The organism is Desulfonatronum parangueonense, from assembly GCF_054656975.1.
Genome location: NZ_BAAHXH010000003.1, coordinates 4457965 through 4482094 on the forward strand (window position 1 = coordinate 4457965; position 24130 = coordinate 4482094).

The following is a 24130-nucleotide window of genomic DNA, read 5'->3' on the forward strand; positions in this document are numbered from 1 at the left end:
GCGGTAGCCGTACCGCTCGCCGCATGCTTTGCTGACAGGCTGATAGCCTCAGAGTTCAGGAAAGCCAAGCAGCATCGGAACTCCTCTGCTCATTTCATGAAAGACGGGACCGTGTGCTGAACCGTTACTTACCACCTTGATACATTGATGATTGCTTGACATCTTGACCAGCGCCTTTGAGTATGTTCGACGCCATGGTAACATCCGTGAGGCGCAATGGGATCAAGATTCGGATAAGAATGCATACTGGGGAGCGAGAATGAACAAATATTGGCGGATTCTGACGGTGATGATGTTTCTTGTCCTGACGCACGGCGGCGCGGTTCTCGCCCAACCTCCCGGACAGCCTCCGGCGGTTGTGGAGACGGGCATCGTTACATCCGGCCAGATGCGTGTGGAAAAGGAATTCCTGGGGACTATCTACTTCCAGGAAACCTCTCTTGTTGCCGCGGAAGTCAGCGGGCGGATCACGGCGGTGCATTTCGAGCAGGGTGAGACGGTCAGCCAAGGCGCCAAGCTTGTGACCATGGACGGGGTGCTGAAGACCAAGGACCTGCAGTCGCGCCGTGCGCAACGTGAGGAAGCCCTGGTGGAACTTGCCCGGGCCCAGCGGGAACTGGGACGATTGGAGCGGCTTTTCGACCAGGGAACGGTTTCCGAGCAGGAATATGATCATGTCCGGTTTCAGGTCGAGGGGCTGGAGCGGCGAGCTGAATTTCTGGCGGCGGAGATCGCCAAAATCCAGGAAGAACTGCGCAAGCTGGAGGTGCGGGCGCCCTTTGACGGGATCGTGCTCTCCCGGCAAAGCAATCTCGGGGAATGGCTGGCTCCCGGTTCCCCGGTGGCCGAAGTGGCCCGTACAGGGTTGCTGGATATCATGGTCAATGTCCCGGTCAATGTGGCCATGTCCCTTGAGCCGGGACAGACAGTGATCGGGCAGGCGGTCGGGAGAGAGCTGGAAGGCCGGGTCACGGCCGTCATCCCCAGGGGTGACGTGGGGAGCCGGACATTCCCGGTCAAGGTGCGGCTGCACGACGAACCCGGACTGCTGGAGGGCATGGAGGTCCGCCTTTTTATGCCCACCGGGGAAAGTCATGCCGGGCTGATCGTTCCCCGGGACGCGGTGGTTTCCGGCCCCATGGGCAGCGTCATTTTTCTGGTCCGGGAAGAGCAGGCCAGAATGATTCCGGTGGTCGTGGTCGCCTTTGCCAGGGACAAGGCCGGCATTCAGGCCCAGGGGGTCGAAGAAGGCGATCTGGTTGTGGTCAGGGGACAGGAGCGGCTCAGGGACAACCAGCCCGTGCGCCTTGCCGGCAATCAAACCGAGGGCGCCGGCCCCTGATCGCAGCAGGAATGATTGCCGAACATGACCTGGATCGGCGTGAGGCGCTGGTGCCTGCGCAGGCCGCCATTGCGCTCAAAATTTTTCGTAACTACTCGGCACTTTTCATGACAAACTTGGATTGTTCCGGCTTGTCTCGATTTTTTGGCATCGCCTGTCTGACTGAGCCAGGATTCGTTCATCGAACCATTGCCAAACGCCTGAAGCGCCCATGGATGTTTATTCGAGCAATGGTTCGATGCTATGAAGCCGGCGCAGGAGTTGCGAGGCCGAAAAATCGAGACAAGCCGGAACGAAGCTGAGTAGTTATAATATTTCCACCTGAATCCACTCTCGAGTCATCAATGAATCCTATCAGCTTCGCCATCCGCAATCCGGTCACCATCATGGTGGGCGTGATTTTCGTTGTCCTGTTCGGCCTGATTTCCCTGTTCGGCATGCCTTATCAGCTCAGTCCCACGGTGGTCGAGCCGGAGATTTCCGTCCAGACGGTCTGGGTCGGGGCCACTCCGTATGAAATCGAGCGGGACATCATCGAGGAACAGGAAAATGTCCTCAAGGGCATTCCGGGTCTGGTGGAAATGGAGAGCGAGAGCTTCAGCTCCTTTGGCCGCATCAACCTGCGTTTCTCCCTGGGCACCAACGTGGACGACGCTCTGCTGCGCGTATCCAACAAGTTGAATGAAGTCCGTTCGTATCCCCAGGGCGCGGATCGACCGGTGATCTCCGCAACGGGTGCGGCCGCGTCGCCCGTGATCTGGACTTCGCTCAAGGTCCTGCCGGACAACCCGCGAGATATCGATACCTACCGCACTTTCTTCGAGAATGAAGTTCGCCAGAACCTGGAGCGGGTGGAAGGGGTCGCGGATCTTTTCGTCTTCGGGGGCAGGCAGCGGGAGATGCATGTCGTGGTCCTGCCGGAGCGGCTTGCAGCCCACGGCATGACCTTGAACGAAGTCGTGTCCGGCCTTCAGTCCGAAAATGTGAATGTGGCCGCCGGCAGCATCGACGTGGGTCGGCGGGATTACCGAATCCGCACGGTGGCGGAATTTCAAAGTCCTGAGGAGATCGGGAACATTCCCCTCCGGTCCACCGGGCTGCAACGGGTGTTCCTGCGGGACGTGGGCCATGCCGAATTCGGATATGAAAAGGCCACGGCGGCCATGCTGCACAAGGGTCAGAAGGGCATCACCGTGGGCGTGCAGGCCGAACCGGGAACCAACGTCCTGGACCTGACCGATCGGATGGAGGCAGTGGTTCAGGGGCTGAACCGGGATCTGCTCAATCCTAACGGCTTGAACCTGGAATGGCTGGCGGACGAGCGCAACTACATCCTGGGAGCCATCGGGCTGGTGCAGCAGAACATCCTGATCGGCGGAACTCTTGCCTTGATCGTACTGTTTGTGTTTCTGCGGCGTATTTCCACCACAAGCATCGCCGCCGGGGCAATTCCGATCAGCATTATCGGGACCTTCATTTTCATGAACGCCCTGGGCCGCAATCTGAACGTGGTCAGCCTGGCTGGAATCTCCTTTGCCGTGGGCATGCTCGTGGACAGCACCATCGTGGTCCTGGAAAACATAGATCGTCACCTGAAGATGCGCAAACCCACCTGCCAGGCCGCCCTGGACGGAACCCGGGAGGTCTGGGGGGCCATTCTGGCCTCCACTCTGACCACCGTGGCCGTCTTCCTGCCGGTGGTGTTCATTCAGGAAGAGGCCGGGCAGTTGTTCAAGGACATCGCCATTGCCGTGACCTGCGCCATCAGTCTGAGCCTGCTGGTTTCCGTGATGGTCATTCCCTCCATGACCTGCCAGATCTTCCGGGTCGTCAGCTCTGTCAAGCCGCGGGATCTGGGGCCCCTGCCGCGGTTTGGCGGTTTCATGGTCAATCTGATCATGTTTTTCGTGCGTCAGGCCGTGCGCAACTGGTTCACCCGCATCCTGACCGTGAGCGGTCTGACCGCCTCGGCGCTGCTCATCGCCTGGCTGTTTTTCCCGAAAATGGATTACCTGCCCCAGGGCAACCGCAATCTGATTCTGAACATTCTCATTCCTCCGCCCGGATTGTCCTACCCGGAGAGGGTCGAGATCGGCCGGCACATCCATGAGCGGCTGCAGCCCCACTATGACCAGGACAGGGACGGATTTCCGGGCATCCAGCACCTGTTCTACGTCGGAGCGGAATCCTTCATGTTTTTCGGGGCCACCAGCATTCACGAGCAACGGGCCGGAGAATTGATCCCCCTGTTCCGCAACGTGATCAGCACCATACCCGGGATGCTCGGCGTGAGCCTGCAGGCCGGAATTTTTCAGACTCGGCTGGGCCGCGGCAGGACCATCGACATCGACATCGTGGGCCCGAATCTTGAGGAACTGGTGACAGTGGGCGGGGCCATGTTCGGCATGCTCCGGGGCATCTATCCCGAGGCCCAGGTCCGCCCGATACCGTCCCTGGAACTGACTTACCCTGAAATACGCTTTATTCCAGACCGGGATCGGCTCAGAGCCGCGGGAATGACCTCAGCTGACCTGGGGCTGGCCCTGGACGTGCTGACCCATGGGCGCAGAATCGGTGAATTCAAGGAAGAGGGGCAGAAGACCATCGATCTCGTGCTGCGTTCGTCCTCTGAAGCCATGGCCAATCCCGAGGTTCTGCACTCGGCCCTTGTGGCTACGCCCCAGGGCATTCCGTTGCCGGTTTCCTCCCTGGCGATCATGGAACGGACCACCGGAATCACCCAGATCCGGCACCTGGAACGACAGCGGACCGTGACCCTGCAATTGACGCCGCCCGAGGACGTGACCCTGCAGGAGGCCATGGAAACCGTCGCGACCCAGATTGTCCCCGCATTGCAGGCCCAGGGCCTGCTGGCGAATTCGAGCGTGAATATGAGCGGAGTGGCCGACAAGCTGAACGAAACCCGTCTGGCCCTGCAGTGGAATTTCGTGCTGGCCGTGCTGATCATTTATCTGCTCATGTCCGCCTTGTTCGGCAATTTTCTCTATCCGTTGATCATTCTGTTCACGGTTCCCCTGGCCACGGCCGGCGGATTCGTGGGACTGAAGCTGGTCAACGTGCTCATCGCTCCCCAGCCTCTGGACGTTCTGACCATGCTCGGCTTCGTCATTCTGGTGGGCGTGGTGGTGAACAATGCCATTTTGCTGGTCAACCAGTCGCTGATCAATGTCCGCCAGCTGGGCATGGAGCACCTGGACGGCGTGCTGGAAGCCACCCGGGTCCGGTTGCGACCCATATACATGAGCATGGCCACCAGTATTTTCGGCATGCTGCCGCTGGTGATCTTTCCGGGGCCGGGATCGGAACTTTATCGCGGACTGGGCAGCGTGGTCCTGGGCGGCCTGGCTCTGTCCACGGTGTTTACCATTTTTGTGATCCCATCACTGCTGGCTTTTTTCATACGCATGGAGACCCCCGGTTCGGCCGCGGGCATTGATGACCCCCTCGGCCGGCCAGAGCAGTGCGAAATTTCCGAGCAACCCCGTGATCAAACAAATGGAGAAGCAAATGAAAAGCTTTCGTAAGGAATTGTGGTTCAACGTTTCCGGACGGCGGGCCTTCATCAACATTACACCCCAGGTGGAGGAATGCCTGCGGGAAAGCGGCATCCGGGAAGGGCTGCTGTTGTGCAATGCCATGCATATCACGGCCAGCGTGTTCATCAACGACGATGAATCCGGGCTGCACCACGACTACGACGCCTGGCTGGAAAGACTGGCCCCGCATGCTCCCATCAGCCAGTACCATCACAACCGGACCGGCGAAGACAACGGCGACGCCCATCTGAAGCGCCAGATCATGGGGCGGGAGGTGGTGGTGGCCGTCACCGAGGGACGGCTGGATTTCGGCACCTGGGAGCGGATTTTCTACGGAGAGTTTGACGGCAACCGCCGCAAGCGGGTGCTGGTGAAGATCATTGGCGAATAGGTCGCAAATTTCCGGTCAGGAATCGGATCGGCATATCATGCCGGGTGGCGCGGACTGGATCGTTCCGGATGATTGCCATGAATGGCGGCTGGACCAGGCTTTGACGCGGATCATGCCCGGTCTGGGGCGGCGGGGAGCCCGCAGGGTTTTTGCGCAGCACCTCGTTCTGGTGAACGGGCGGTGCCGAGTGCCCGGATTTCGGGTCCAAGCCGGGCAGCGGGTCAGTCTCAGAGCCCTGGAGAGTGACCGGGAGGCCGTTGAAGCACGGAGTGTGGCAGATCATCTCCCGATTACGGTTGCGGCTCGTGACGGATCTTTCGCGGCACTTGTCAAGCCAAGCGGGGTGAACAGTGAAATTGTGGCTGGAAGCACTGGTCCCAGTGTTGAAGCGGTGTTGCCCGAACTTTTTCCGGACAGGTCGGCAATCCTGCTCAATCGCCTGGATCAATCCGTCTCCGGACTGGTGCTGGTGGCCCTGGGCGCTCCGGCGGCTCAAGAATATGGGGCATGGCAGGAGCAGGGCCTGGTTCGGAAACACTACCTGGCCGCTGTTCACGGCAATCTCAGCGAAGAAATGGTGATCCAAACGGCCCTGGACACGGCCAAACGGCGAAAAGTCCGGCCCCTGTCGGAAAACGAGCCGGACCCCTTGCGGTGGACCCGGGTATTGCCGCTTTTTTACAGTGATGAGCGGGATGAGAGTCTGGTTCTCGTGAAAATACTGAAAGGGCGGCGGCACCAGATCAGGGCGCATCTGTCCTGCGCGGGGTATCCGGTGGTTCTTGATCCCCTGTACGGACCGGGGCCGGATCTGGGGTGGATCTATCTGCATCACTGCAGGATCGAGTTGCCGGCTTTTACCGCTGCTGCAGCGCCCAGGTGGGAGGCACGGTTCATGAACCCGGAATGGACGGAAGCTGCTTCAAAAAGATAGGTTCAGCTGTAACTACTCAGTACATGGTGTGCGATCTGCCTCCGACATCGGGATCGGTGTCGGGGTCGGAATCGGTTTCGAAAAATGTTGATAGGACCTGCCCATGGCTCCTCCTGCAATGCCGATACCGGTGCCGATACCGACCCCGACCGCGATGCCAAACTCGGAACAGCATTACTTTGCTGAGTGGTTAGGTTCAGCTGACGTTACCCGCTTTTCATGGGGAGGGATTTGACGATGATGTTTTCACCGTGGGAGTCGGTAACCACGAACTGCGTCGCGGCCAGATCGTTCTTGTCCAATTCGGATGGCAGGTGCAGTCGAGTGTTGATATTCCGGAAGTTGCGGATCCTGAACCGCGGTTTCTCGTGATCTTCAAGAGCCTGGAACGCTTCGTCGTGCTTGCTGATGAAATTGATGGAGATTTGACCGGACAGAATGTCGTCGGTGAGGTTGCTCACGTCAAAGCTTGCCAAATACCCTCCTTCCACAACTGAAAGCTGAATGTTGCCCAGCGCGGCCTTGCGCAAGTCCAGATCCTGCAACACAGCTGTTTTTTCTTTGGATTGTTCCTGCAATGAGGCAACTTCAACGATTTGTTCGTCTTCAAGTTGAAAGTGCGTTCCGGAACCGGACTCCGGAGCCGTTTCCAAGTTGTCGAAAGCTATGTCCAGGATTTGCTCCGGCTGATCCGCTGGAGCGTGCAATTCTGCTGTTGATTCCTCGGGCAAGGTATCCCCTGGCGAAGAATTTTGCGCGGCAGGAGCGTTCTCCTGGGCGATGAGCCCGGCCAGATCGAAGAAATTTTTCTGGAATAACCACACGCCTCCGCCGATGAATGCAAGGAGCATGGCAACAGAAATGGATTTTCCCAGAACGGAAAAGCTCCGGGTCACGGGAATCTGCTCCACAGGAGACCATTTCGTCAGGTCGGTTTCCGCATTGAACTTCTTGAGGACGTCTTCCAGGGGAACCGTATCCAATCCAAGGAAATTGGCATAGTTTCTGACAAAGCTCTTCAGATACACCGGATGCGGCAAAGCTGCTTCGTCTGCCTCTTCAATCGCTCTCAGGGCAGAGGAGTTGATCCTGGTCGCCGCGGTAACGGCGGATAGTTCAAGGCCCTGACGCAACCTTTCGTTCTGGAGCATTTTTCCAATTTCCTTCAAGTCCATGCTCAATCTCCAATAGCTGTTTCGCTCGTCCAGTACTTGATAATCAACAATGCATCATTGCCTACAAGTCGCCTTCGGAACAGCTACTACATCCTTTTGCGAAAGGAATAAACCTGTTGAGCGTCACGATTTGCAATTTTCCAACCGCAACCAAACTATTTTCACCGACAGCCCGGAGACTGTATGACAAAAAAGTCATTCCGGAAAAAGCTGGAATCCTGAAATTCCATTCATGCTCGACTGCCCACACATTTGGGCTGTTACGAAAGGTGCTGTTACGACAGTCGGCGGTCAGCCTTGATAGACATGGACCTGAATTATTCCCTGAAGTGCGTCTGCAGCGTTTGAAGCCATGACCTGGGCTTCGGTCATTCCGAGAACGGTCTCGATGGGCATGATGGGCGAGAGGCGGGCGGCCAGTTCGGCAACAAGGAAGGTGCTGTTGGCCAGGCCTCCGGTGATGACCAGGGCGTCCACCGGCAAAGGGTCGGTGGATGTGATCAGGGCGGGCAGCAGGGAGACTGCATGCCTGGAAATGTTGTAGGCAAATGCCTGGAAAACCTCCTGGGCATGTCGGTCGCCTTGGCGGATTCGTGCTTCCACGACGCGAAAATCGTTTGTGCCCAGGTGAGCCAAAATACCGCCCTCGCGCAGGATTGCCCGGCGCAGGCCGGGAACATCGAAATCGCCGTTCTCAAGCAGGCGAAGGACTTCCATGACCGGCAGGGCGCCGGTACGTTCGGGAGTCATGGGGCCTTCGCCGTCCAGGGCGTTGGTTACCTCCACGACGCGACCGCGCAGGTGGGCCCCGATACTGATGCCTCCGCCAAGATGGGCCACGATGAACTTGCCGTCCGCATACCTCAGGCCCCGGCGACGGGCGGCTTCCCGGGCCGCGCCGCGCTGAGACAGGGCATGAAAGGCGCTTCGGCGTTTTATTTGCGGCAATCCGGTGAGTCTCGCTTCCGCGCTCAATTCGTCCGTGACCACCGGATCCACCACAAGGGCCCTGCCGCCGAAGCGTGCAGCCAATTCCAGGGCCAGCGGCGCGCCCAGGTTGCACGGATGCTCGCCATAGCGCTGATGCCGAAGATCATCGATCATCCGATCGTTGATATCGTAGACGCCGCCGGGCAGCGGAGCCAGCAAGCCGCCGCGTCCGACCACGGCGTCAAGACGCAGATCTTTCAAATTCGATTCGGCAAGGGCTTCGAGGACGGTATCCCGGCGCATGGCGAACTGATCCCAGACTTCGGAAAAAGCGGCCAGTTGCTGTTTGGCGTGCTGTTCTTCACGGGTGAGGATCGGCGTGGTGTCCTGGAAAAGGACGACCTTCGTTGATGTGGAACCGGGATTGATGGTCAGTATGAAATGTTGCATGGAACTCTCGTGCTCCATCGATTGGGTTGGGACAAGTGTCGTCTCGGATCAGGAGGATCTCCCTCTTGCCAGGAATACCGCCAGGGCGATGGAAAGGAATTTGGAGCGGGGGCTGTCGGCCCGGGAAGGAACGACGATGGGAACGGAACTGCCGACGACCACGCCGGCCACATCCAGGCCGAGCAGGGTGTTCAGGCACTTGTAAAGCACGTTGCCGCTTTCAATGTCCGGGGTAATCAAAATGTCGGCATGCCCGGCGACTTCATCGACAAAATCCTTGCTGGCCGCAGACCGGTCGGACAAGGCGATGTCCAGGGCCATGGGGCCTGCGACGCGTGCATCGCCAAAAGCGCCTTCAGCACCCATTCGGGCGATCAGATCCGCGTCCAGAGTGGCGGGCATTGCCGGAAAATTCACCTTCTCGGTGGCGGCCAGCAGGGCGACTCTGGGGCGGGCAATTCCCAGTTTGCGCGCAACGTCCAGGGCGTTGCGCACGATTTCCACCTTGCGTTGCAGATTGGGGCGGATGTTCACCGCTGCGTCGCTAAGCAGCAACAGTTTCTCGGCATGAGGATTCTTGAATACCGTGACATGGCTGATGATGCCCTGGGGCGGAACGCCCTGGGTCTTGTCCAGCACTGCCTTGAGCAATGTGCTCGTGCCGACGCCGCCTTTCATGATCAAATCCGCCTCATGCTCCCGGAACATGCGCACGGCTTCACGCACAGCGGCGACGTCGTCAGCAAGGTGCACCTGGCGCAAACCCGCCATGTCTGTTCGCAGATCCCGGGCGATGCGGCTGGTGGCCTCCATGTCGCCGATGAGCACAGGTTCGATCAGCCCCGCGGCATAGGCATTCAGAGCCGCTTCCAGCGCATAGGCGTCACCGGAACGGGCAATGGCCAGTCGGGGAGGATTGTCGTCCGGTATGGACCGGCGAACCAGTTCGTCAAGTGAGACTATCGGCATCGGCATCGGCGTTGCCCAGCGGTCAATCGTCGCCGCGCTTGAGGGCAATCATCCCCGAGCGACAGAGGCTTTTGATGCCGTAGGGGGCGAGCATCTTGATCAGCCCATCGACCCGCTCGCGGTCTCCACTCATTTCCACCGTGATCGATCGTTGTCCCATGCCCACCACGTTGGCTCGGAAAACCTCGAAGATCTGCATGATCTGCGTGGTGCAGGCTTGCTCCATGGCCACCTTGATCAGAATCAGCTCCCGGTCGACGAATTCCTTGCGCCGCAGATCGTCCATGCTGATGATCACGTCCATGCCGGCCATTTCCTCAGTGATGCGCTGAATGTCGTCCTCCGATCCATCCAGGCCGATGGTCAGGCGCGAAATTGTCGGGTCTTCCGTCTCACCCGCGGAGATGCTGCGAATATTGACGTTGTACTTGCGGATCGCCTGGGCCATGTCGGCCAGAACTCCAGGACTGTTCCTGGTCAGGGCGGAAATTGTCTGGGTCATGATCGGCCATGCTCCTCATTCGGCAACAGATCTTCAGTATACATAAATGTAATATTCAAGGGCAAAAAAGTGGAATTCGAGGAAAAAATATGCACAAAATTGTAACAATAAGCAGGAGGGGATGATGTCGGAGTCTGTAACATTGCTGAATACTGGCTGTTTCTATTTTGGAACAACAATTGCAGTCCAGATTGTGATTTCGAGGGGGTGAAGGTGATGCAACTTGATGCACTTCAACCCGGATCACGCTCCATTACCGTTATGCCTGTTTTACGCCCAGTATTTCTCGAGGCCACGATATTTGTCAACACAAGGAATCATAAGCAAAGGAGAAGATTTAATGAGTGGAATCCAGTCTCGCTTGAATGCCATTTCAGCGGTTACAAACTACTCGCCGACAGAGGCGCCGTTGAACTTCGCGGAAACCAAGCCCACGGATCTGTTCGGATGCAATGTCTTCAATCACAAGGTGATGAAGGAACGTCTGCCCGGCGATGCCTACAAGTCCCTGAAGAAAACCATTGAATACGGTGAAAAGCTGGACGCGGCCCTGGCGGACATCGTGGCCAACGCCATGAAAGACTGGGCCATTGAACGCGGGGCAACCCATTTTACCCATGTGTTTTATCCCCTGACCGGCTTGACTGCGGAAAAGCATGATGCCTTTCTTGTTCCAGATGGGAACGGAGGCGCGTTGGCCCAGTTCAGCGGCCAGATGCTGATCCAGGGTGAGCCCGACGCCTCCAGCTTCCCCTCCGGCGGGCTGCGGACCACCTTCGAGGCTCGCGGCTACACAGCCTGGGACGTGACCAGCCCGGCATACATCCTGGAAAATCCCAATGGAACATTTTTGTGCATTCCCACGGCGTTCGTCTCCTGGACCGGAGAGGCCCTGGACAAAAAGACGCCTCTTCTGCGTTCCCTGCAGGCATTGAACAAACAGGCCAAACGCGTGCTTCAGCTTTTCGGCGTGGAGACCAAGCTGCCCGTCATCTCCTATGCCGGACCGGAACAGGAATATTTCCTCATCGACCGGAACTTCGTCTTCAGCCGTCCGGATCTGCTCATTGCCGGTCGAACATTGTTCGGCGCCAAACCGGCCAAGGGACAGGAGTTTGAGGATCAGTATTTCGGAGCAATCCCGCGCCGGGTCCTGTCCTTCATGATGGAAGTGGATCGCGAACTGTACAAGCTCGGAGTGCCCGTGAAAACGCGCCACAACGAGGTGGCGCCGGGGCAGTACGAAATCGCGCCCATCTTCGAACCCGGCAATCTGGCCACGGATCACAACCAACTGGTGATGACGGTTTTGCGCAATGTGGCCAAGCGGTACGGCATGGAGTGCCTGCTGCATGAAAAGCCATTTGCCGGGATCAACGGCTCCGGCAAACACCTGAACTATTCGCTGGGCAATGCCGAACTGGGCAGCCTGTTCGATCCAGGTGAAACCCCGCATGAGAATGCCCAGTTTCTGATTTTCTGCGCGGCGGCCATCCGGGCGATGCATCGATTCGGCCCATTGTTGCGGGCCACGGTGGCCTCGTCTTGCAATGATCATCGTCTTGGCGCCAATGAAGCGCCTCCGGCGATCATGTCGGTCTACCTCGGGGCCCAGTTGACCGAGGTCTTCGAGCAGATCAAAAGCGGCAACCTCAAAGGTTCAAAGAAAAAAGACGTCCTGACCGTGGGCGTGGACACACTGCCGCCGCTGCCCATGGATCCGGGTGATCGCAACCGGACCAGTCCGTTTGCCTTTACCGGCAACAGGTTTGAATTCCGGGCGGTGGGCTCCTCGCAGTCCATTGCGGGGCCGCAGGTCGCATTGAACACAATGATGTCCGAGTCCCTCGACTACATCGCCACGGAACTGGAAAAAGCCACCAAGGGCGATCCGGAAAAGTTGAATACGGCTGTCCAGAGCCTGTTGAAGAAAATCATTACCGAACATGAAGCAATTATCTTCAACGGGGACGGCTATTCCGAGGAATGGCACAAGGAAGCTGAACAACGCGGCCTGCCCAATCTGAAGACGACGCCGGACGCTCTTCCGGAAATTACATCCAAACCGGTCATTGAGTTGTTCGCCAAATACGGCGTGCTGTCCGAGGCGGAACTGCATTCCCGCCAGGAAATCTACCTGGAGCAGTACAGCAAGAGCATCAATACCGAGGCCAACCTGGTCATCCGGATGGCCAAGACCATCATCTTCCCTGCCGCCATGCGCTATCAGGGTGAACTGGCCGCGACCTGCGCCAACCTGAAGGCCATCGGGCATGATGTGAAGATGATCACCCTTGAAGATGTGACGGCAAAATTGCGTGCGATGCAGAAGTCCGTGGGCGACCTGGAGGCAGTCCTGGAAAAGGTTCCGCATGGGGACACCCTCAAGGAAGCGAAGTATTTTTGCGAAACGGTTTTACCGGCCATCAACGTTGTCAGGGATTGGGCGGACAGCCTTGAGATCGTCGTGGCCGACGATCTGTGGGCCCTGCCAAGCTATCAGGAAATGTTGTTCATCAAATAAGTTTCGCCCCCTCCTCCAATGCAAAAGGCCGCCTCGGTTTGGGCGGCCTTTTGCATTCTTGCGCATTCTCGTATCAGCCATCATGGCCCACCGCAAACCACGGCTTCACAGGGATACAGCAGCTGCGCGAGATGCTGAAATTGTTTCGGGGACAGTTCCTCGGGGCGGCTTTCCGGACGCAAGCCCTGGTCGAAGAGCCAAGTTGTCAGGGAATCCTTCCATTGGGAGCGCAGGATTGTCTTGAGCTGTTTGCGGCGCTGCTGAAAGCAGGTGTTCAAGAGGCTGCGCAGTGCCGGACCGGAAGCGAACCGGTCTGGATCGGGCAAGGGCAGAAAGCGCACCACCGCGGAGTCGACCTTTGGCCTGGGATAGAAAACCTGCGGGCCGACGACGAACAACCTGCGAACCTGCACATGGCTTTGCACCCAGACGCTGAGGGCTCCGTAGCTGCGATTTCCCGGCATCGCGGCGAGACGGTCCGCGACCTCTTTTTGGACCATGAAGATGCCGCGCTCAAGATCGGAAACCCGGGCGACCATGTCCCAGATGATCGGCGAGGCAACATTGTAGGGGAGGTTGCCGATGATGCTCCAGGGGCCGCGAAGCCGTTCCCATGGGAAGCGCAGTGCATCCATGACGATCACGGCGAGGTCCGGCCACTGTGCTTTGAGCATGGCGGCCAGGTTTGCGTCCTTTTCCAGGGCGTGCAGGGAGCATCCGGATTGCCTGAGCCAGTGAGTCAAAGCACCCTGTCCGGGACCAATTTCCAAAACCCGAGCATTGCCTGACGCATCCAGCGAGGCGACAATTTTCGAGGCTGTACCCTGGTCCTGTAAAAAGTTTTGGCCGAGGCTGCGCTTGGGGGGATGAGCCAACCGAGTCATGCTTCTTTTTCCTGGGACTTGCTGGGTCGATCAGGTTCCGGAGCCGGGACGGCATTCTCCGTGTCGGCATGCATATCAGGTAATTCGGTGGACCGTGGCGGATTTGGTCGGAGCAAATCCAGGGCCATGAATCGTGCACTTGCCGTTGCGGACATTCTGCGGGCTCGTCGCGTTTGGTGCGCCTTGGTCAGGAACAAGGTCAGGAAATAGGCCAACAGGGCGCTGGGGATGGCGATCAGGAATCCGCCCAGCAACATGCTGGCGTAAAAATACCATCCCGTCTGCAGCAATTCAACGATGGTCCAGTGCTCCGGATTGAGTCGACCCCGTCCTTCAGGCATGAAGAACCGGCCGATCCTGAGCATGAGCAGGTAGAAAAATGGAATGGTCAGCGGATTGGTGATCGAAGTTCCGATGAGGGCGGTAAGCTTGCTGCACCGGAACGCCACGGCCAAAATCAGGACGGAAATGGTCTGCAATGGTATGATCGGCAACAAACCGATAAAAATTCCAAAGGCCATGCCCAATGCGAGATCATGGGGAGTGGACTTGATGCGCAGAATTTTTTTGTACAGATGGCGTAGGCTGCGGAACAGGTTTTCCCACCACAGCCGCGAAGGTCTTGTCTTCATGTTTGGAGTTATGCCAGAATGTCGAAGCGTGCGAACTGCATGGTAAAGCCGGCCCGGCCCTGGGACGCGGAACGCAGAGCCGTGGAGAAGCCGAAGAGCTGGCGCATGGGGGCGATGCCAATAACGACCTTGGCGCCGGCCCGGTCGAACATGTTGCCGACCCGGCCGCCCCGGGAATTGAACAGGCCGATGACCTCGCCCACATGCTCATCCGGAACGGTCATTTCAATGTTCATGATCGGTTCCAGCAACAGGGGGCCGGCATCGCTCAAAGCCGTTTTCAGGGCAAGAGCCGCGGCCATCTGATAGCCGACGGCGGAGGACTCGCCGTCGCGCCTTTCCAGGTGGACAATTTCCACCAGCACGTCCTGGACCGGATAGCCTTTTACCACGCCGCTGCGCAGCCCATCCTCAATACCCTGGTTCACGGCCTCAATCCAGGCATCCGGCCAGCCTTCAACGGACATGGTCCAGCGAACGACCAGGCCTTCGTCGCGCTTGCGGGGCGCAACATGGACATGCACCGCGCCATAGTGCCGAATTTTTCCCAATTCCCGGTCAAACTCAGCCTGTCCCCGCGCCGGCTTGGTGATGGTTTCCTGATAGACCACCTGCGGATTGCCGGAGCGTGGAGACACTCCGTACTCGCGAGCCATTCGTTCCAGGACCACGTCCAGGTGCAGTTCACCCATGCCGGAAAGAATCAACTGGTCTGTCTCCGGGTCCTGATCCAGAAACAGCGTCGGATCCTGGAGCAGAAACAACTGGAGGACTTCAGAAAGCTTTTTGGCGTCGGCCTGGGTTTTCGGCTCCAGTGCCAGTGAAATCACCGGCTGGTACTGGGCGATCTGTTCCAGAAGCACCGGGTGATTCTGGTCGGCCAGGGTGTCTCCGGTCCGGGTGGTTTTGCATCCTGCCAGAGCGACAATCTGGCCGGCTTGAGCCTGCTCCAGACGTAACTTCTTGTCCGCGTGCATCTGGTAAATATGCGCGACGCGCTCATCAATGTTCTGGGAAACGTTGCGTATCTGATCCCCTTCACGCAACGTACCTGAATAGATCCGGATATATGCCAGACGTCTTCCGGCTTCCACGGTGATCTTGAAGACCAGCGCCGCGAAGGGGCCGGAAGAAGTATTAGGCAGGGGGACTTCCTTGCGACTCTCCGGATGCTGGCCCTTTGTCGGAGGCGTGTCCTCGGGAGAGGGCAGATAGGCGCAGACCGCGTCCAGCAGCGGCTGGATTCCGATATTTTTCAAGGCCGAACCGCACAGGACCGGAACGATCGCACCGCTCAGGGTTAGACGACGAATGGTCTCGTTGAGAGCCGAAAGATCCATGGGCGAGCCGGAGAGATACGCCTCAAGAATGGTGTCGTCGTGTTCGGCCAGAATCTCCAGGGATTGATCGCGCCAGGGACGAGCCGACTCCTCCTGGGTCGGAGTCAGTTCCATCTCCTGCCACTGGGCCTCTTGTTCATGGCCGTCATAGGCAAGGAATCGCATCCGGAGCAGATCGATGACGCCCTTGAAGTCCTGGCCCTGACCATCGGGAATCTGCAGGAGCAAAGGGGTGATGCGCAGCTTGGTTCGCATATCCTCAAGCACCGATTCGAACTCTGCTCCCAGGCGATCCATTTTGTTGATGAAGGCGATTTTGGGAACGCCGAACTTGGCCGATTGACGCCAAACCGTCTCCGATTGAGGCTCCACGCCGCCAACGGCACAGAATACCCCCACCGCTCCATCCAGGACGCGCAGGCTGCGTTCAACCTCAATGGTGAAATCCACATGTCCGGGAGTATCGATGACATTCAACGTGTGGTGGTTCCACTGCGTGGTGGTGCAGGCCGAGGTAATGGTGATTCCTCGCTCCTGTTCCTCGGGAAGATAGTCCATGGTGGCATTGCCCTCATGAACTTCCCCCATGCGGTGAATGGCCCCGGTGAAGAAAAGAATTCGCTCCGTGACCGTGGTCTTGCCGGCATCGATATGGGCAATGATGCCGATATTGCGAACCTGGGCAAGGCCGCCTGCGGATGATTTGGATTTGCTCATGGCTCAGAACATGCTGATTGGAAGTTACAACGATCAAGTCGGGAGTGATCTCTCCCGTTATGAAAACGAAGCGTCACCCGGTTGGAAATGCTGAGAGGCATCTGAGTCGGCCAGAACCATGCCGTGCAGAAAAAAAACATCCGGAGGCAGGCTTGGCCAGAACCAGCAGCCCTCTTGGCCCGGAGTGAAAATAAGGCCGGTGGACGGCAAGGTCGGGTCTGCGAGCAGGTGGCTTCCAACACCGAGCGCCAAAGGGGTACTTCGACAAAATTGCTCCCATGTGCCGGGATTGGTCTGAATTTGACTCGGCGCCCGGTCCTGGAGCGGCCCCCAGACTTCCATGGGAGTTGCCGGGTGATTCCTGAGCAGGACATCCCATTCCCACTCGTCTGGAGTTTCATGCCAGATCCGGATCGGCAGTGCGGCCTGAAGTCTCCATACCAAAATTTCGGATAACGCTGGTTCCGCGTCCAGGAGCGGCTTGTCACCGTCATCCATGGCCAGAATGGTTCCGTTCGGATGCAGTTCGATCATCCGGAGCAGGGTGGCGCGGATCGTGGGGTCGTCCATGCGGCAGACCACCTCGGCTCCGCACAGTTCCAGGCTCGTCAGCAAAAGGGCATCCCAGTCGGCCTGTTGACGTAGGACCACAAGAATCCTGGGAATTCCGGCAGTCATGGCAGGCAATAGAGCTGCCAGGGTTCGTGCCGGACTGACGTTGCTTTCCGGGAGCATGACTACAGCCCAGGGCCTTGGCTGGAGCATGTGCCTTGTCTGGAATCCGGCGGTCCAATCGATTCGGTGATCTGTGGACCGAAACCGGTTGGGCGGATGGAGTGCGTAAAGCTGGGCGATGTTTTTCTTAATCCATGACCGGTCGTAGTCGCTCAATGACGCATAGGCATCGCTGAACGCCTGGTCCGGGATCCGCCAGGCGTCAAGGAAATCAGGCCAGGCTAAAGGAACAGGTATGGGCATTGAAAAATTCAGGCGCCGCACGTCGTGGGAAGAGCTTTCAGACGTCCACGGACCGGCAAAATCAGGATTGAGGAATCAGAGCCAATCAAGGAACCTTTTCCAGGTGCCCTCTCGTTCTTCCCGATCCTCTCGCGATTGCTGTTTCTGGAAGCGATAGTAGGCAAAGTCGCCCTGTCTGGCGGCATACTCGGCAATTTCATCAATATCGGCAAATTCATTCGAAACCTGCTGGTATCGACGCCATGCCGGACCATACTGACCTCTGCGCCAGTAGAAGTCGGCAACGAAAAGCTCATGCTCGGCGATGCGGGTCCGGGCCTGGGTGATGAATTCACTTGCGTCGCGTGCGTAAACGGTATCCGGAAACATTTGCTGGACACGGGTGAAATACTGAATGGCAAGATGCAGATTATCCGTGGGCCGATCGATGGAGCGAAACTGTTTCAGATAGGACATGCCGACCTGGAACAGGACGTAGGGTATCGATTCATGACCCGGGTGCAGGGATTCGAACTCCAGATAGGTCTGGACAGCGGCCTCGTATTGTTCTGAAAGGAAGTATGCGTCAGCCAGGGCCAATTCGGCCGCGGAAGTGAACGGACTGAAGGGATATCTGTCCTTGAGCTTTGTGAAAAAGGTGATTGCTTGACGATATTCCTTGGCCTCCATGGCTTCGAATCCGGCCTGGGCAAGTTCCTGGGCCGTGTCTTCGGGCGGAGTCAAGAAGTAATAGTCGATGATGCCGCAGCCTGAAATGAAGAAGGTCAGGAGCAGGCAAGGCAGCAGAGCGCGAATGGGTGTTGTTTTCACAGAGAGTCCAGAAAAAGGGATGCGGAATTGGCGGCAGTGGCGCCGTCTCCGACAGCGGTTGCAACCTGGCGGCACAATTTGTGCCGGACGTCTCCAGCGGCAAAAATTCCGGGCAGGTTGGTCTGCATTTCCTGATCCGTAATGATGAACCCGTCAGGAGATCGTTCAAGATTTTCAGGAACGAAATCGGTCAGGGCCTTGGAGCCGACAAAGACGAAAACGCCGGAAACATCGAGCCGGCGTTCGGTGCCGTCGGGCAGATGCTTCACAACCAGCCCGGTCAGCTCCTTATCGCCAAGCAGCTCGGTGGCGACGGAGCTCATGACGCACTCGATATTCGGAACCTTCTTGATCCGTTCCTGGAATATCTTGTCCGCCCGAAACGCATCGCGGCGGTGAATGAGATATACCTTGTCGACGATCTTGGATAAATACAAGGATTCCTCAAGGGCGGTATTGCCGCCGCCAACGGCCGCCACGGCCTGGCCTTTAAAAAAGTTGGCGTCGCACAGTGCGCAGTAAGAAACACCGCGTCCTGTAAACTCGTCTTCCCTCTGCAATCCCAAATGCTTCCAGGCTACGCCGGAACAGATGACGAGAGATTTTCCCTGAATGGTCTCTTCCTCCAGTTGCACGGTATTCAGACCGGGCATCTGGTGAGAGATGGAGCGCACTTCCTGACGGTAGGCATCATAGGTGAACCCCTTGAGGTGTTCAGTCATCAGATCGGCCAGTTCGTATCCCTTGATGCCGCTGGGATGGCCGGGGTAGTTCTCGATCCATTCCGTGGTCAGGATTTGGCCTCCCGTAGCCAGCCGTTCAACCAGGGCGACAGACGCACCCGCACGGAAGAGATAGAGGGCGGCCGTCATTCCTGCCGGACCGCCCCCGATAATGATTGCGTCGTAGGATTTCATGAGCCTACTTGACTTTCTTGGCAATCATTTCCTTGATGCTGCTTTTAGACACGGCACCGGTCAACTGCTCCAGGACCTCGCCGTTTTTGAACAGGATCAGGGTCGGGATGGCACGGATTCCAAAACGTGACGGGGTCTTGGAGCTTTCATCCACATTCATTTTTCCAACTTTGACCTGGCCGGCCAGTTCTTGCGTCAGTTCTTCAATGACCGGGGCGATGGCTCGGCACGGACCGCACCAGGGCGCCCAAAAATCAACGAGCACCGGAAGGTCGCACTGCAAGACCTCGGCTTCAAAGTTGGTATCATTCAGTTCATGTGCCATGAGTCACTCCTTTTCGCTAGCAGGTTCTTTGGATGTGCCGATTGGGATGGATGGAAGACCATTGAAAGCGGTACATACGCACGAATGCAAGTCTTGAGACTAGTTGCGCGTGCATGAACTGTCAAGGCAGGCCCGTTGGGCATGGTAGTCCCAGGGAATCGGTTTTCCGCGCGGAATGGCTTCAACGTTCAGATCGTGAGACCATCCCGCCGTGGCCAAAAGCCAGCCCATGTAGCCGATCATGGCTGCATTGTCCGTACACAGGGCTGCACTTGGCAGGATCAGCGGCAGGCTGCGCTGCCCGGCAGTCTTTTGCAAGATCGTGCGCAGCATGGAATTTGCGGCGACTCCACCGGCGGCAATCACGGAGCGGTAGGGATATCCATGGTCCAGTTCCCGTTCAATCTTGATGCGCAAGGTCTCGGCAATGCTCCAGTTGAGTGATGCGCACACCGTACAGATTTCCGGATTCCGCTGAGCCCAGCTCATGAGCGCGTCATTGTCCGGGAGACGCGGCAGGCGAAGGTGGGGATGCGCCGCAAGATGGAGAGAAACCGCGGTTTTCAGGCCGCTGAAGCTGAAATCGAGATTCTTGTTGTCCAGATAAGGTTTGGGAAACATCCGGGGATCCGGTTCGGCCATGGCTGCCAGGGCATCAATGAAGCGGCCGCCGGGATAGGGCATATTGAGCATGGATGCCGTCTTGTCCAGGGCCTCTCCGGCGGCGTCATCCAGGCTGCGTCCCAGGAGTTCAAACTCGCTGGGTGAAACAACCCGGTACAAATGAGTATGTCCTCCGGAAACCAAGAGACCCAGGGCCGGGAAGGCAATGTCCTGTTCCAGCCCGGCGGCCAGAAGATGGGCGTGGAGGTGGTTCACGCCCACCAGTGGAACCTTCAAGGATAAAGCCAGACCTTTGGCCAGGCCCATGCCAACCAGCAAGCTTCCCATCAGCCCCGGGCCCCGGGCCGCGGCCACGACCTGGACCTCGTGAATGTTCCTGCCGGTGCGTTCCAGTAAGCGGGCCAGAAGAAAAGGCAGTGAGGTGAGGTGTCGCCGGGAGGCCAGTTCCGGGACCACGCCACCGAAAAGGGCATGTACCGCATCCTGGGAATGCAGGCACTCGTCAAGCAACCGGCCATCCTCTACCAGGGCCAGTGCGGATTCGTCGCAGGAAGTTTCAATGCCGAGACAGAGCACGGAAGACAGCCACGTTAGGCACCGGAAGCAGCGCCGGCGCGCATGAATTTTTCAACCTGGAGAACATCCAGTTTGGAACCGATGACCAGAGGCACGCGTTCATGCAGTTCTTGGGGTTGCAGATCCAGAATCCGGTTGATGCCGTCCGTTGCCATGCCGCCGGCCTGTTCAACGATCATGGCCAACGGATTGGCTTCGCACATCAGACGCAGCTTGCCATGAGGACTGTTGGGATCCTTGGTGTCGGCCGGATAGAGGAATATGCCTCCGTAGAGAAGGTTGCGGTGAAAGTCAGCCACCAGGGAACCGATATATCGGGAACGGTAAACCCGGTTCGAGTCGTTTTCCGGATTCTTGAAATAGTCCACCGCGTCGCGTGTGGCTTGATCCCAATAATGCCGGTATCCCTCATTGGCGGAATAGATCTTGCCTCGTTCAGGAGTCTTGATGTCAGGATGCGAAAGCAGAAATTCACCCACGCTGGGGTCCAGTGTAAAGCCGTGGACTCCGTTGCCCGTGGTGTAGACGAGCATGGTGGAGGAGCCGTAAATAATGTAGCCGGCGGCCACTTGCCGGGAGCCCTTTTGCAGCACGTCGGCCATGGTCACTGGTTCGTCACCGCTGCTGATGCGTCGGAAAATGGAAAAGATCGTTCCAATGCTGACATTGGCGTCAATATTGGAGGAGCCGTCCAAGGGATCGAAAATGATGATGTAGTCACCTCTTGGACAATCCTCCGGGACCAGGATCAGGTCGGCGTTTTCTTCGGAAGCCAGGGCGCAGAGCACACCAGCCTGCTGAAGGCGGTGGACCAGGACCTGGTTGGCGAATTCGTCAAGCTTGCGCACCTTTTCGCCTTGAATATTGGTTTCCCCCGTCAGCCCGAGGATTTCCACCAATCCGGCCTTGTTCACCTCCTGGTTGATGATCTTGCCGGAAAGAATCATTTCGGAAAGCAGGCGCGTGAAGCGCCCGGTGGCCATGGGTGATTCCTTTTGATGGTACAGCAGGTGTTCAATGACTGTAATTTGAGGCATGACGGAATTCTCCCTTGATGAATGAGGAAATTAATTCGGCAGGGCCACGGCGTAAATTAGTCGAAGATCCCCAATGGGGCGGGACATCCAGGAGAAGGTGTACGCCTGGGTCGACAACTGCCCATGGACATTGCCGCGCAGAATCTGGTCCCAGGGAGCAGCTTGCAATTCCTGGGTCGTTTCCGGGGCGACCCCGCTCCACAGCAGTTCTCCGGAGGCGAGCATCACAAGCCGGTCCGGGGAGGTGGCGAACTCCACCAGGCGGCGCGGATCAAAATGGGCGACCAGCAAGCCCTGCCAGACGCCGTCACGGAAGAACGGGCCGGCCATGATCAGTTCGGGACCCAGCGGGGTCTGTTGGGCAAAGCCCTGCAGACCACGGTGAAACATGGACCATTCATGGTCCAGCAGGGGCGCCGTCTGGATGGCCTTGAGAGGATGTTCAGGGTACTGGGCCAACATTTGACCCTGTGTATCCACGGCCATGATGGCTGTCATCCATGGGAATTGCGACTGGAAGTTCAAAAACCAGGCTTGCGACGGAAACCTGTCCTGGGGGGCAAGGGTGCGCAGGGCGCTTTCCAGGTGCTGGTCGATGAGACTGAATTGAACGGCCAGCACTTGTTCCTTGCGTGACAATCCTGGACGCCGATCAAGGTTGATTTCCGGCTTGGGGTCCAGATACGTATCATAGATTTCCGTGGTCTTGTCCCAGGCCTTTCGTGTTGTCGAACATCCGGCCAAGGCGGGGAGAAGGAGGGCAATGACGGCAAGCAGGCAGAAGCGGGATAACGTTTGCATGGTCATGAACACGAGAAAAACTCCAAAGGAATGAAGGGGTGAAAAATGTGAAGCGGCATTGGCATGGAAGACCGGTCAACCGGTAGATTGCCGACCGGCCCGGGATTCCAGGCGTTCCGCAAGTCGGGTCAGGGTTCGTGCCGTGGTCGCGGCCTTGCTGTCCTCAGCGTGGTCGTCCACAGATCCCGGGTCGGATTGCTCTTCGTTGCCCAGGGAAGGCAACAGGTCTTGTTCGGCAGGTGCCTCATGAGCCTCAAGAGCCTCAAAAGTCTCTTGGTCTTTCGGAGGATTGCCGATGCGACTGGTCAACTCCTGAATGCGGTGCTGCAGATCCTCCCGCTGGTCGTCATCGGGCGTGGACTGGAGCAGCTTGGTGTACAGTTCCAGCGCTTCGGCGTTTTCGCCTTGTTCAGCCAGCAGGTCGGCATAGGTTTTGGTTTCATAGTACCGGCGCTCTCCTTCGGTCAGGGGAACGCCCGCGGGAGGGACGTCGGGCGGATTTTCTGAATCCAGATCTTCGATCTCCGTGAAGTCGTCTTTGGCGACAAGACCGGAATCAAGGGGTGTTTCACTGCTGACAAGGGAGTCCTCTTCGGCGTCCTCGGCTGCAATATCCTCGAGAGTCTTTTCAAGAGTGCTGTCTTCTTCCGGATCAGTTGAACCGGAATCCGAAGACGCTTCGGCAGGGACCGAGAGACCAGAAGGTTGCGCTGACGCGGACAAATCAGGCTCGTCGAATTCCGCCGAAGATTCGGTGGGTGCGGGATCTTCCCGAAGCTCCTCCTCCGTCGGTGGATCAGACAGAGCCGTGTCGAGGGCATGCGAAGATTCTTCGATAATCGGCTCAGGGGTGCCGGATGCCTGAGGGGGGGCGTCAAGCGGCGGTTCACTGCCGCCGGAAGGAGTGATGGCCCGCAGGCCGCTTTCAAGAACCGCTACCCAGCTGAATCCGTCGCCTCCCAGTTGCAGGGCCAGCATTTCCAGGGTCAGTGCGAGATCGTTTCGACCCGCGGATCGACTGTGGGCGGCCCATTGTTGCCAGAAGGAAGGGTAGGTGGACAAGGTTTCGGTCAACGAGGCCACTTCCGGAGACGTCCGCTGCGGATCCGCACCCTCGTCCAAGTCCTGCCGGGCCAGGCATTCGATCAACAGCAATCTGGCTTCCAGGTGTTCCGGATGAAAAGTCAATCCCTTGCGCAGGACCTGCACGGCATCAGGATGGCGATTCTCGTGAACGTACGCCCGGGCGAGCGGAAAAAACAGCTTGGAGTTGGGTTCCAGATTCAGCACTTCCTCGAACCAGGCGATCTTTTCAGTCATGGCAATCTCCGGAACATATCTTTTTGAGGGATGTACAGCACTTCATTGGGTTGCAGATAATGCATTTCCAATCGAATCACGCTGGCCACGTACTCATGGTCCGTGGTCAATCTGCGGATTTCCCGACTCAGGTCCAGGTTGATCTCTTCGATCGTGGAAATCTGTTGAGCGATGGAGTCCCTGCGCTGCTGTAATTCCAGATACGATTTCCAGCCGTCTTCGTGGCCGAAAAGCTTCCATGCTAGGACAATATTCAGAAGAAGAAGGAGTGTGAAGAGTATCCGAATCCAGCTCATTTTGCGGATGTTCCTGGTGGGTTCACGAAGCGGTTTCTTGCGAAGGAGGAATCAATTGTAAAAAACATCCATTGGCGCTTCAGGCCTTTGGCAATGGTT

At 57.7% G+C, this 24130-nt stretch carries 22 protein-coding genes; 6 read left to right on the forward strand and 16 right to left on the reverse strand.

Features of this window, described 5'->3' with window-relative positions; genetic code table 11:
* The first annotated feature begins 259 nt into the window (after window positions 1-259).
* From ACYQ15_RS19925 to ACYQ15_RS19945, 5 genes are read left to right on the forward strand one after another with little or no spacing between them, the layout of a single operon-like run.
* Complete coding sequence (locus ACYQ15_RS19925; protein WP_459939231.1) at window positions 260-1342, forward strand: efflux RND transporter periplasmic adaptor subunit; 1083 nt, start codon at window positions 260-262, stop codon at window positions 1340-1342.
* An 11-nt stretch (window positions 1343-1353) separates the two neighbouring features.
* Window positions 1354-1644 (forward strand): hypothetical protein, encoded by a 291-nt coding sequence (locus ACYQ15_RS19930; RefSeq protein ID WP_459939232.1) that lies wholly within the window; start codon window positions 1354-1356, stop codon window positions 1642-1644.
* A 42-nt stretch (window positions 1645-1686) separates the two neighbouring features.
* The gene (locus ACYQ15_RS19935) at window positions 1687-4887 is read left to right on the forward strand and encodes an efflux RND transporter permease subunit (RefSeq protein ID WP_459939233.1); all 3201 of its coding nucleotides are present in this window, start codon (window positions 1687-1689) and stop codon (window positions 4885-4887) included.
* The gene (locus ACYQ15_RS19940) at window positions 4871-5290 is read left to right on the forward strand and encodes a secondary thiamine-phosphate synthase enzyme YjbQ (protein ID WP_459939234.1); all 420 of its coding nucleotides are present in this window, start codon (window positions 4871-4873) and stop codon (window positions 5288-5290) included. Before ACYQ15_RS19935 ends, ACYQ15_RS19940 begins: the two co-directional genes overlap by 17 nt.
* 37 nt (window positions 5291-5327) lie before the next feature.
* Window positions 5328-6224, forward strand: a complete 897-nt coding sequence (locus ACYQ15_RS19945) for a pseudouridine synthase (protein WP_459939235.1) — start codon at window positions 5328-5330, stop codon at window positions 6222-6224.
* 206 nt (window positions 6225-6430) lie between these two features.
* On the opposite strand, the gene ACYQ15_RS19950 is transcribed toward ACYQ15_RS19945, so the two are convergent.
* The 4 genes from ACYQ15_RS19950 to ilvN all read right to left on the reverse strand — a co-directional run bounded on the left by ACYQ15_RS19950 (window position 6431) and on the right by ilvN (window position 10250).
* On the reverse strand, window positions 6431-7399 hold the full coding sequence (locus ACYQ15_RS19950) for a helix-turn-helix domain-containing protein (protein ID WP_459939236.1): 969 nt from the start codon (window positions 7397-7399) through the stop codon (window positions 6431-6433).
* A gap of 291 nt (window positions 7400-7690) precedes the next feature.
* On the reverse strand, window positions 7691-8779 hold the full coding sequence (gene buk / locus ACYQ15_RS19955) for a butyrate kinase (RefSeq protein WP_459939237.1): 1089 nt from the start codon (window positions 8777-8779) through the stop codon (window positions 7691-7693).
* Between the two features lie 48 nt (window positions 8780-8827).
* A complete protein-coding gene (locus tag ACYQ15_RS19960; protein WP_459939238.1) occupies window positions 8828-9748 on the reverse strand; it encodes a phosphate acyltransferase in 921 nt (306 codons plus the stop codon).
* Between the two features lie 22 nt (window positions 9749-9770).
* A complete protein-coding gene (gene ilvN, locus ACYQ15_RS19965) occupies window positions 9771-10250 on the reverse strand; it encodes an acetolactate synthase small subunit (protein WP_459939239.1) in 480 nt (159 codons plus the stop codon).
* Between the two features lie 340 nt (window positions 10251-10590).
* Between ilvN and ACYQ15_RS19970 the strand changes: the two genes are divergently transcribed.
* Window positions 10591-12774 carry a glutamine synthetase III family protein gene (locus ACYQ15_RS19970; RefSeq protein ID WP_459939240.1) on the forward strand — a complete coding sequence of 728 codons (2184 nt, stop codon included), beginning with the start codon at window positions 10591-10593 and terminating at the stop codon, window positions 12772-12774.
* Between the two features lie 80 nt (window positions 12775-12854).
* On the opposite strand, the gene rsmA is transcribed toward ACYQ15_RS19970, so the two are convergent.
* The 12 genes from rsmA to ACYQ15_RS20030 all read right to left on the reverse strand — a co-directional run bounded on the left by rsmA (window position 12855) and on the right by ACYQ15_RS20030 (window position 24031).
* Entirely contained in the window at window positions 12855-13658 is an 804-nt protein-coding gene (gene rsmA, locus ACYQ15_RS19975; RefSeq protein ID WP_459939241.1) for a 16S rRNA (adenine(1518)-N(6)/adenine(1519)-N(6))-dimethyltransferase RsmA, read from the reverse strand.
* Entirely contained in the window at window positions 13655-14290 is a 636-nt protein-coding gene (locus tag ACYQ15_RS19980; protein WP_459939242.1) for a DUF2062 domain-containing protein, read from the reverse strand. Before ACYQ15_RS19980 ends, rsmA begins: the two co-directional genes overlap by 4 nt.
* A gap of 8 nt (window positions 14291-14298) precedes the next feature.
* Window positions 14299-16347, reverse strand: a complete 2049-nt coding sequence (fusA, locus tag ACYQ15_RS19985) for an elongation factor G (protein ID WP_459939243.1) — start codon at window positions 16345-16347, stop codon at window positions 14299-14301.
* Between the two features lie 57 nt (window positions 16348-16404).
* The gene (locus tag ACYQ15_RS19990) at window positions 16405-17325 is read right to left on the reverse strand and encodes a hypothetical protein (RefSeq protein WP_459939244.1); all 921 of its coding nucleotides are present in this window, start codon (window positions 17323-17325) and stop codon (window positions 16405-16407) included.
* Between the two features lie 75 nt (window positions 17326-17400).
* Window positions 17401-18135 (reverse strand): outer membrane protein assembly factor BamD, encoded by a 735-nt coding sequence (locus tag ACYQ15_RS19995; RefSeq protein ID WP_459939245.1) that lies wholly within the window; start codon window positions 18133-18135, stop codon window positions 17401-17403.
* On the reverse strand, window positions 18132-19052 hold the full coding sequence (gene trxB / locus ACYQ15_RS20000) for a thioredoxin-disulfide reductase (protein WP_459939246.1): 921 nt from the start codon (window positions 19050-19052) through the stop codon (window positions 18132-18134). Before trxB ends, ACYQ15_RS19995 begins: the two co-directional genes overlap by 4 nt.
* Before the next feature lie 4 nt (window positions 19053-19056).
* Window positions 19057-19377, reverse strand: coding sequence for a thioredoxin (gene trxA / locus ACYQ15_RS20005; protein WP_459939247.1), 321 nt, complete (start codon window positions 19375-19377; stop codon window positions 19057-19059).
* 99 nt (window positions 19378-19476) lie between these two features.
* Window positions 19477-20577, reverse strand: coding sequence for a tRNA (adenosine(37)-N6)-threonylcarbamoyltransferase complex transferase subunit TsaD (gene tsaD, locus ACYQ15_RS20010; protein WP_459939248.1), 1101 nt, complete (start codon window positions 20575-20577; stop codon window positions 19477-19479).
* Window positions 20578-20591: 14 nt separating this feature from the next.
* Complete coding sequence (gene fbp, locus ACYQ15_RS20015; RefSeq protein WP_459939249.1) at window positions 20592-21614, reverse strand: class 1 fructose-bisphosphatase; 1023 nt, start codon at window positions 21612-21614, stop codon at window positions 20592-20594.
* A gap of 30 nt (window positions 21615-21644) precedes the next feature.
* Window positions 21645-22421, reverse strand: coding sequence for a hypothetical protein (locus ACYQ15_RS20020; RefSeq protein WP_459939250.1), 777 nt, complete (start codon window positions 22419-22421; stop codon window positions 21645-21647).
* Between the two features lie 69 nt (window positions 22422-22490).
* On the reverse strand, window positions 22491-23735 hold the full coding sequence (locus ACYQ15_RS20025) for a tetratricopeptide repeat protein (RefSeq protein ID WP_459939251.1): 1245 nt from the start codon (window positions 23733-23735) through the stop codon (window positions 22491-22493).
* Window positions 23732-24031, reverse strand: a complete 300-nt coding sequence (locus ACYQ15_RS20030) for an FtsB family cell division protein (RefSeq protein WP_459939252.1) — start codon at window positions 24029-24031, stop codon at window positions 23732-23734. The genes ACYQ15_RS20025 and ACYQ15_RS20030 overlap by 4 nt, the downstream gene beginning before the upstream one ends.
* Window positions 24032-24130: the final 99 nt, after the last annotated feature.

What these genes read in the sequence shown, in the direction of transcription:
- ACYQ15_RS19925 (WP_459939231.1), top strand. Translation starts at nt 260, where the DNA reads ATGAACAAATATTGGCGGATTCTGACGGTGATGATGTTTCTTGTCCTG.
- ACYQ15_RS19930 (WP_459939232.1), top strand. Translation starts at nt 1,354, where the DNA reads ATGATTGCCGAACATGACCTGGATCGGCGTGAGGCGCTGGTGCCTGCG.
- ACYQ15_RS19935 (WP_459939233.1), top strand. Translation starts at nt 1,687, where the DNA reads ATGAATCCTATCAGCTTCGCCATCCGCAATCCGGTCACCATCATGGTG.
- ACYQ15_RS19940 (WP_459939234.1), top strand. Translation starts at nt 4,871, where the DNA reads ATGAAAAGCTTTCGTAAGGAATTGTGGTTCAACGTTTCCGGACGGCGG.
- ACYQ15_RS19945 (WP_459939235.1), top strand. Translation starts at nt 5,328, where the DNA reads ATGCCGGGTGGCGCGGACTGGATCGTTCCGGATGATTGCCATGAATGG.
- ACYQ15_RS19950 (WP_459939236.1), bottom strand. Translation starts at nt 7,399, where the DNA reads ATGGACTTGAAGGAAATTGGAAAAATGCTCCAGAACGAAAGGTTGCGT.
- buk (WP_459939237.1), bottom strand. Translation starts at nt 8,779, where the DNA reads ATGCAACATTTCATACTGACCATCAATCCCGGTTCCACATCAACGAAG.
- ACYQ15_RS19960 (WP_459939238.1), bottom strand. Translation starts at nt 9,748, where the DNA reads ATGCCGATAGTCTCACTTGACGAACTGGTTCGCCGGTCCATACCGGAC.
- ilvN (WP_459939239.1), bottom strand. Translation starts at nt 10,250, where the DNA reads ATGACCCAGACAATTTCCGCCCTGACCAGGAACAGTCCTGGAGTTCTG.
- ACYQ15_RS19970 (WP_459939240.1), top strand. Translation starts at nt 10,591, where the DNA reads ATGAGTGGAATCCAGTCTCGCTTGAATGCCATTTCAGCGGTTACAAAC.
- rsmA (WP_459939241.1), bottom strand. Translation starts at nt 13,658, where the DNA reads ATGACTCGGTTGGCTCATCCCCCCAAGCGCAGCCTCGGCCAAAACTTT.
- ACYQ15_RS19980 (WP_459939242.1), bottom strand. Translation starts at nt 14,290, where the DNA reads ATGAAGACAAGACCTTCGCGGCTGTGGTGGGAAAACCTGTTCCGCAGC.
- fusA (WP_459939243.1), bottom strand. Translation starts at nt 16,347, where the DNA reads ATGAGCAAATCCAAATCATCCGCAGGCGGCCTTGCCCAGGTTCGCAAT.
- ACYQ15_RS19990 (WP_459939244.1), bottom strand. Translation starts at nt 17,325, where the DNA reads ATGCCCATACCTGTTCCTTTAGCCTGGCCTGATTTCCTTGACGCCTGG.
- trxB (WP_459939246.1), bottom strand. Translation starts at nt 19,052, where the DNA reads ATGAAATCCTACGACGCAATCATTATCGGGGGCGGTCCGGCAGGAATG.
- trxA (WP_459939247.1), bottom strand. Translation starts at nt 19,377, where the DNA reads ATGGCACATGAACTGAATGATACCAACTTTGAAGCCGAGGTCTTGCAG.
- fbp (WP_459939249.1), bottom strand. Translation starts at nt 21,614, where the DNA reads ATGCCTCAAATTACAGTCATTGAACACCTGCTGTACCATCAAAAGGAA.
- ACYQ15_RS20020 (WP_459939250.1), bottom strand. Translation starts at nt 22,421, where the DNA reads ATGACCATGCAAACGTTATCCCGCTTCTGCCTGCTTGCCGTCATTGCC.
- ACYQ15_RS20025 (WP_459939251.1), bottom strand. Translation starts at nt 23,735, where the DNA reads ATGACTGAAAAGATCGCCTGGTTCGAGGAAGTGCTGAATCTGGAACCC.
- ACYQ15_RS20030 (WP_459939252.1), bottom strand. Translation starts at nt 24,031, where the DNA reads ATGAGCTGGATTCGGATACTCTTCACACTCCTTCTTCTTCTGAATATT.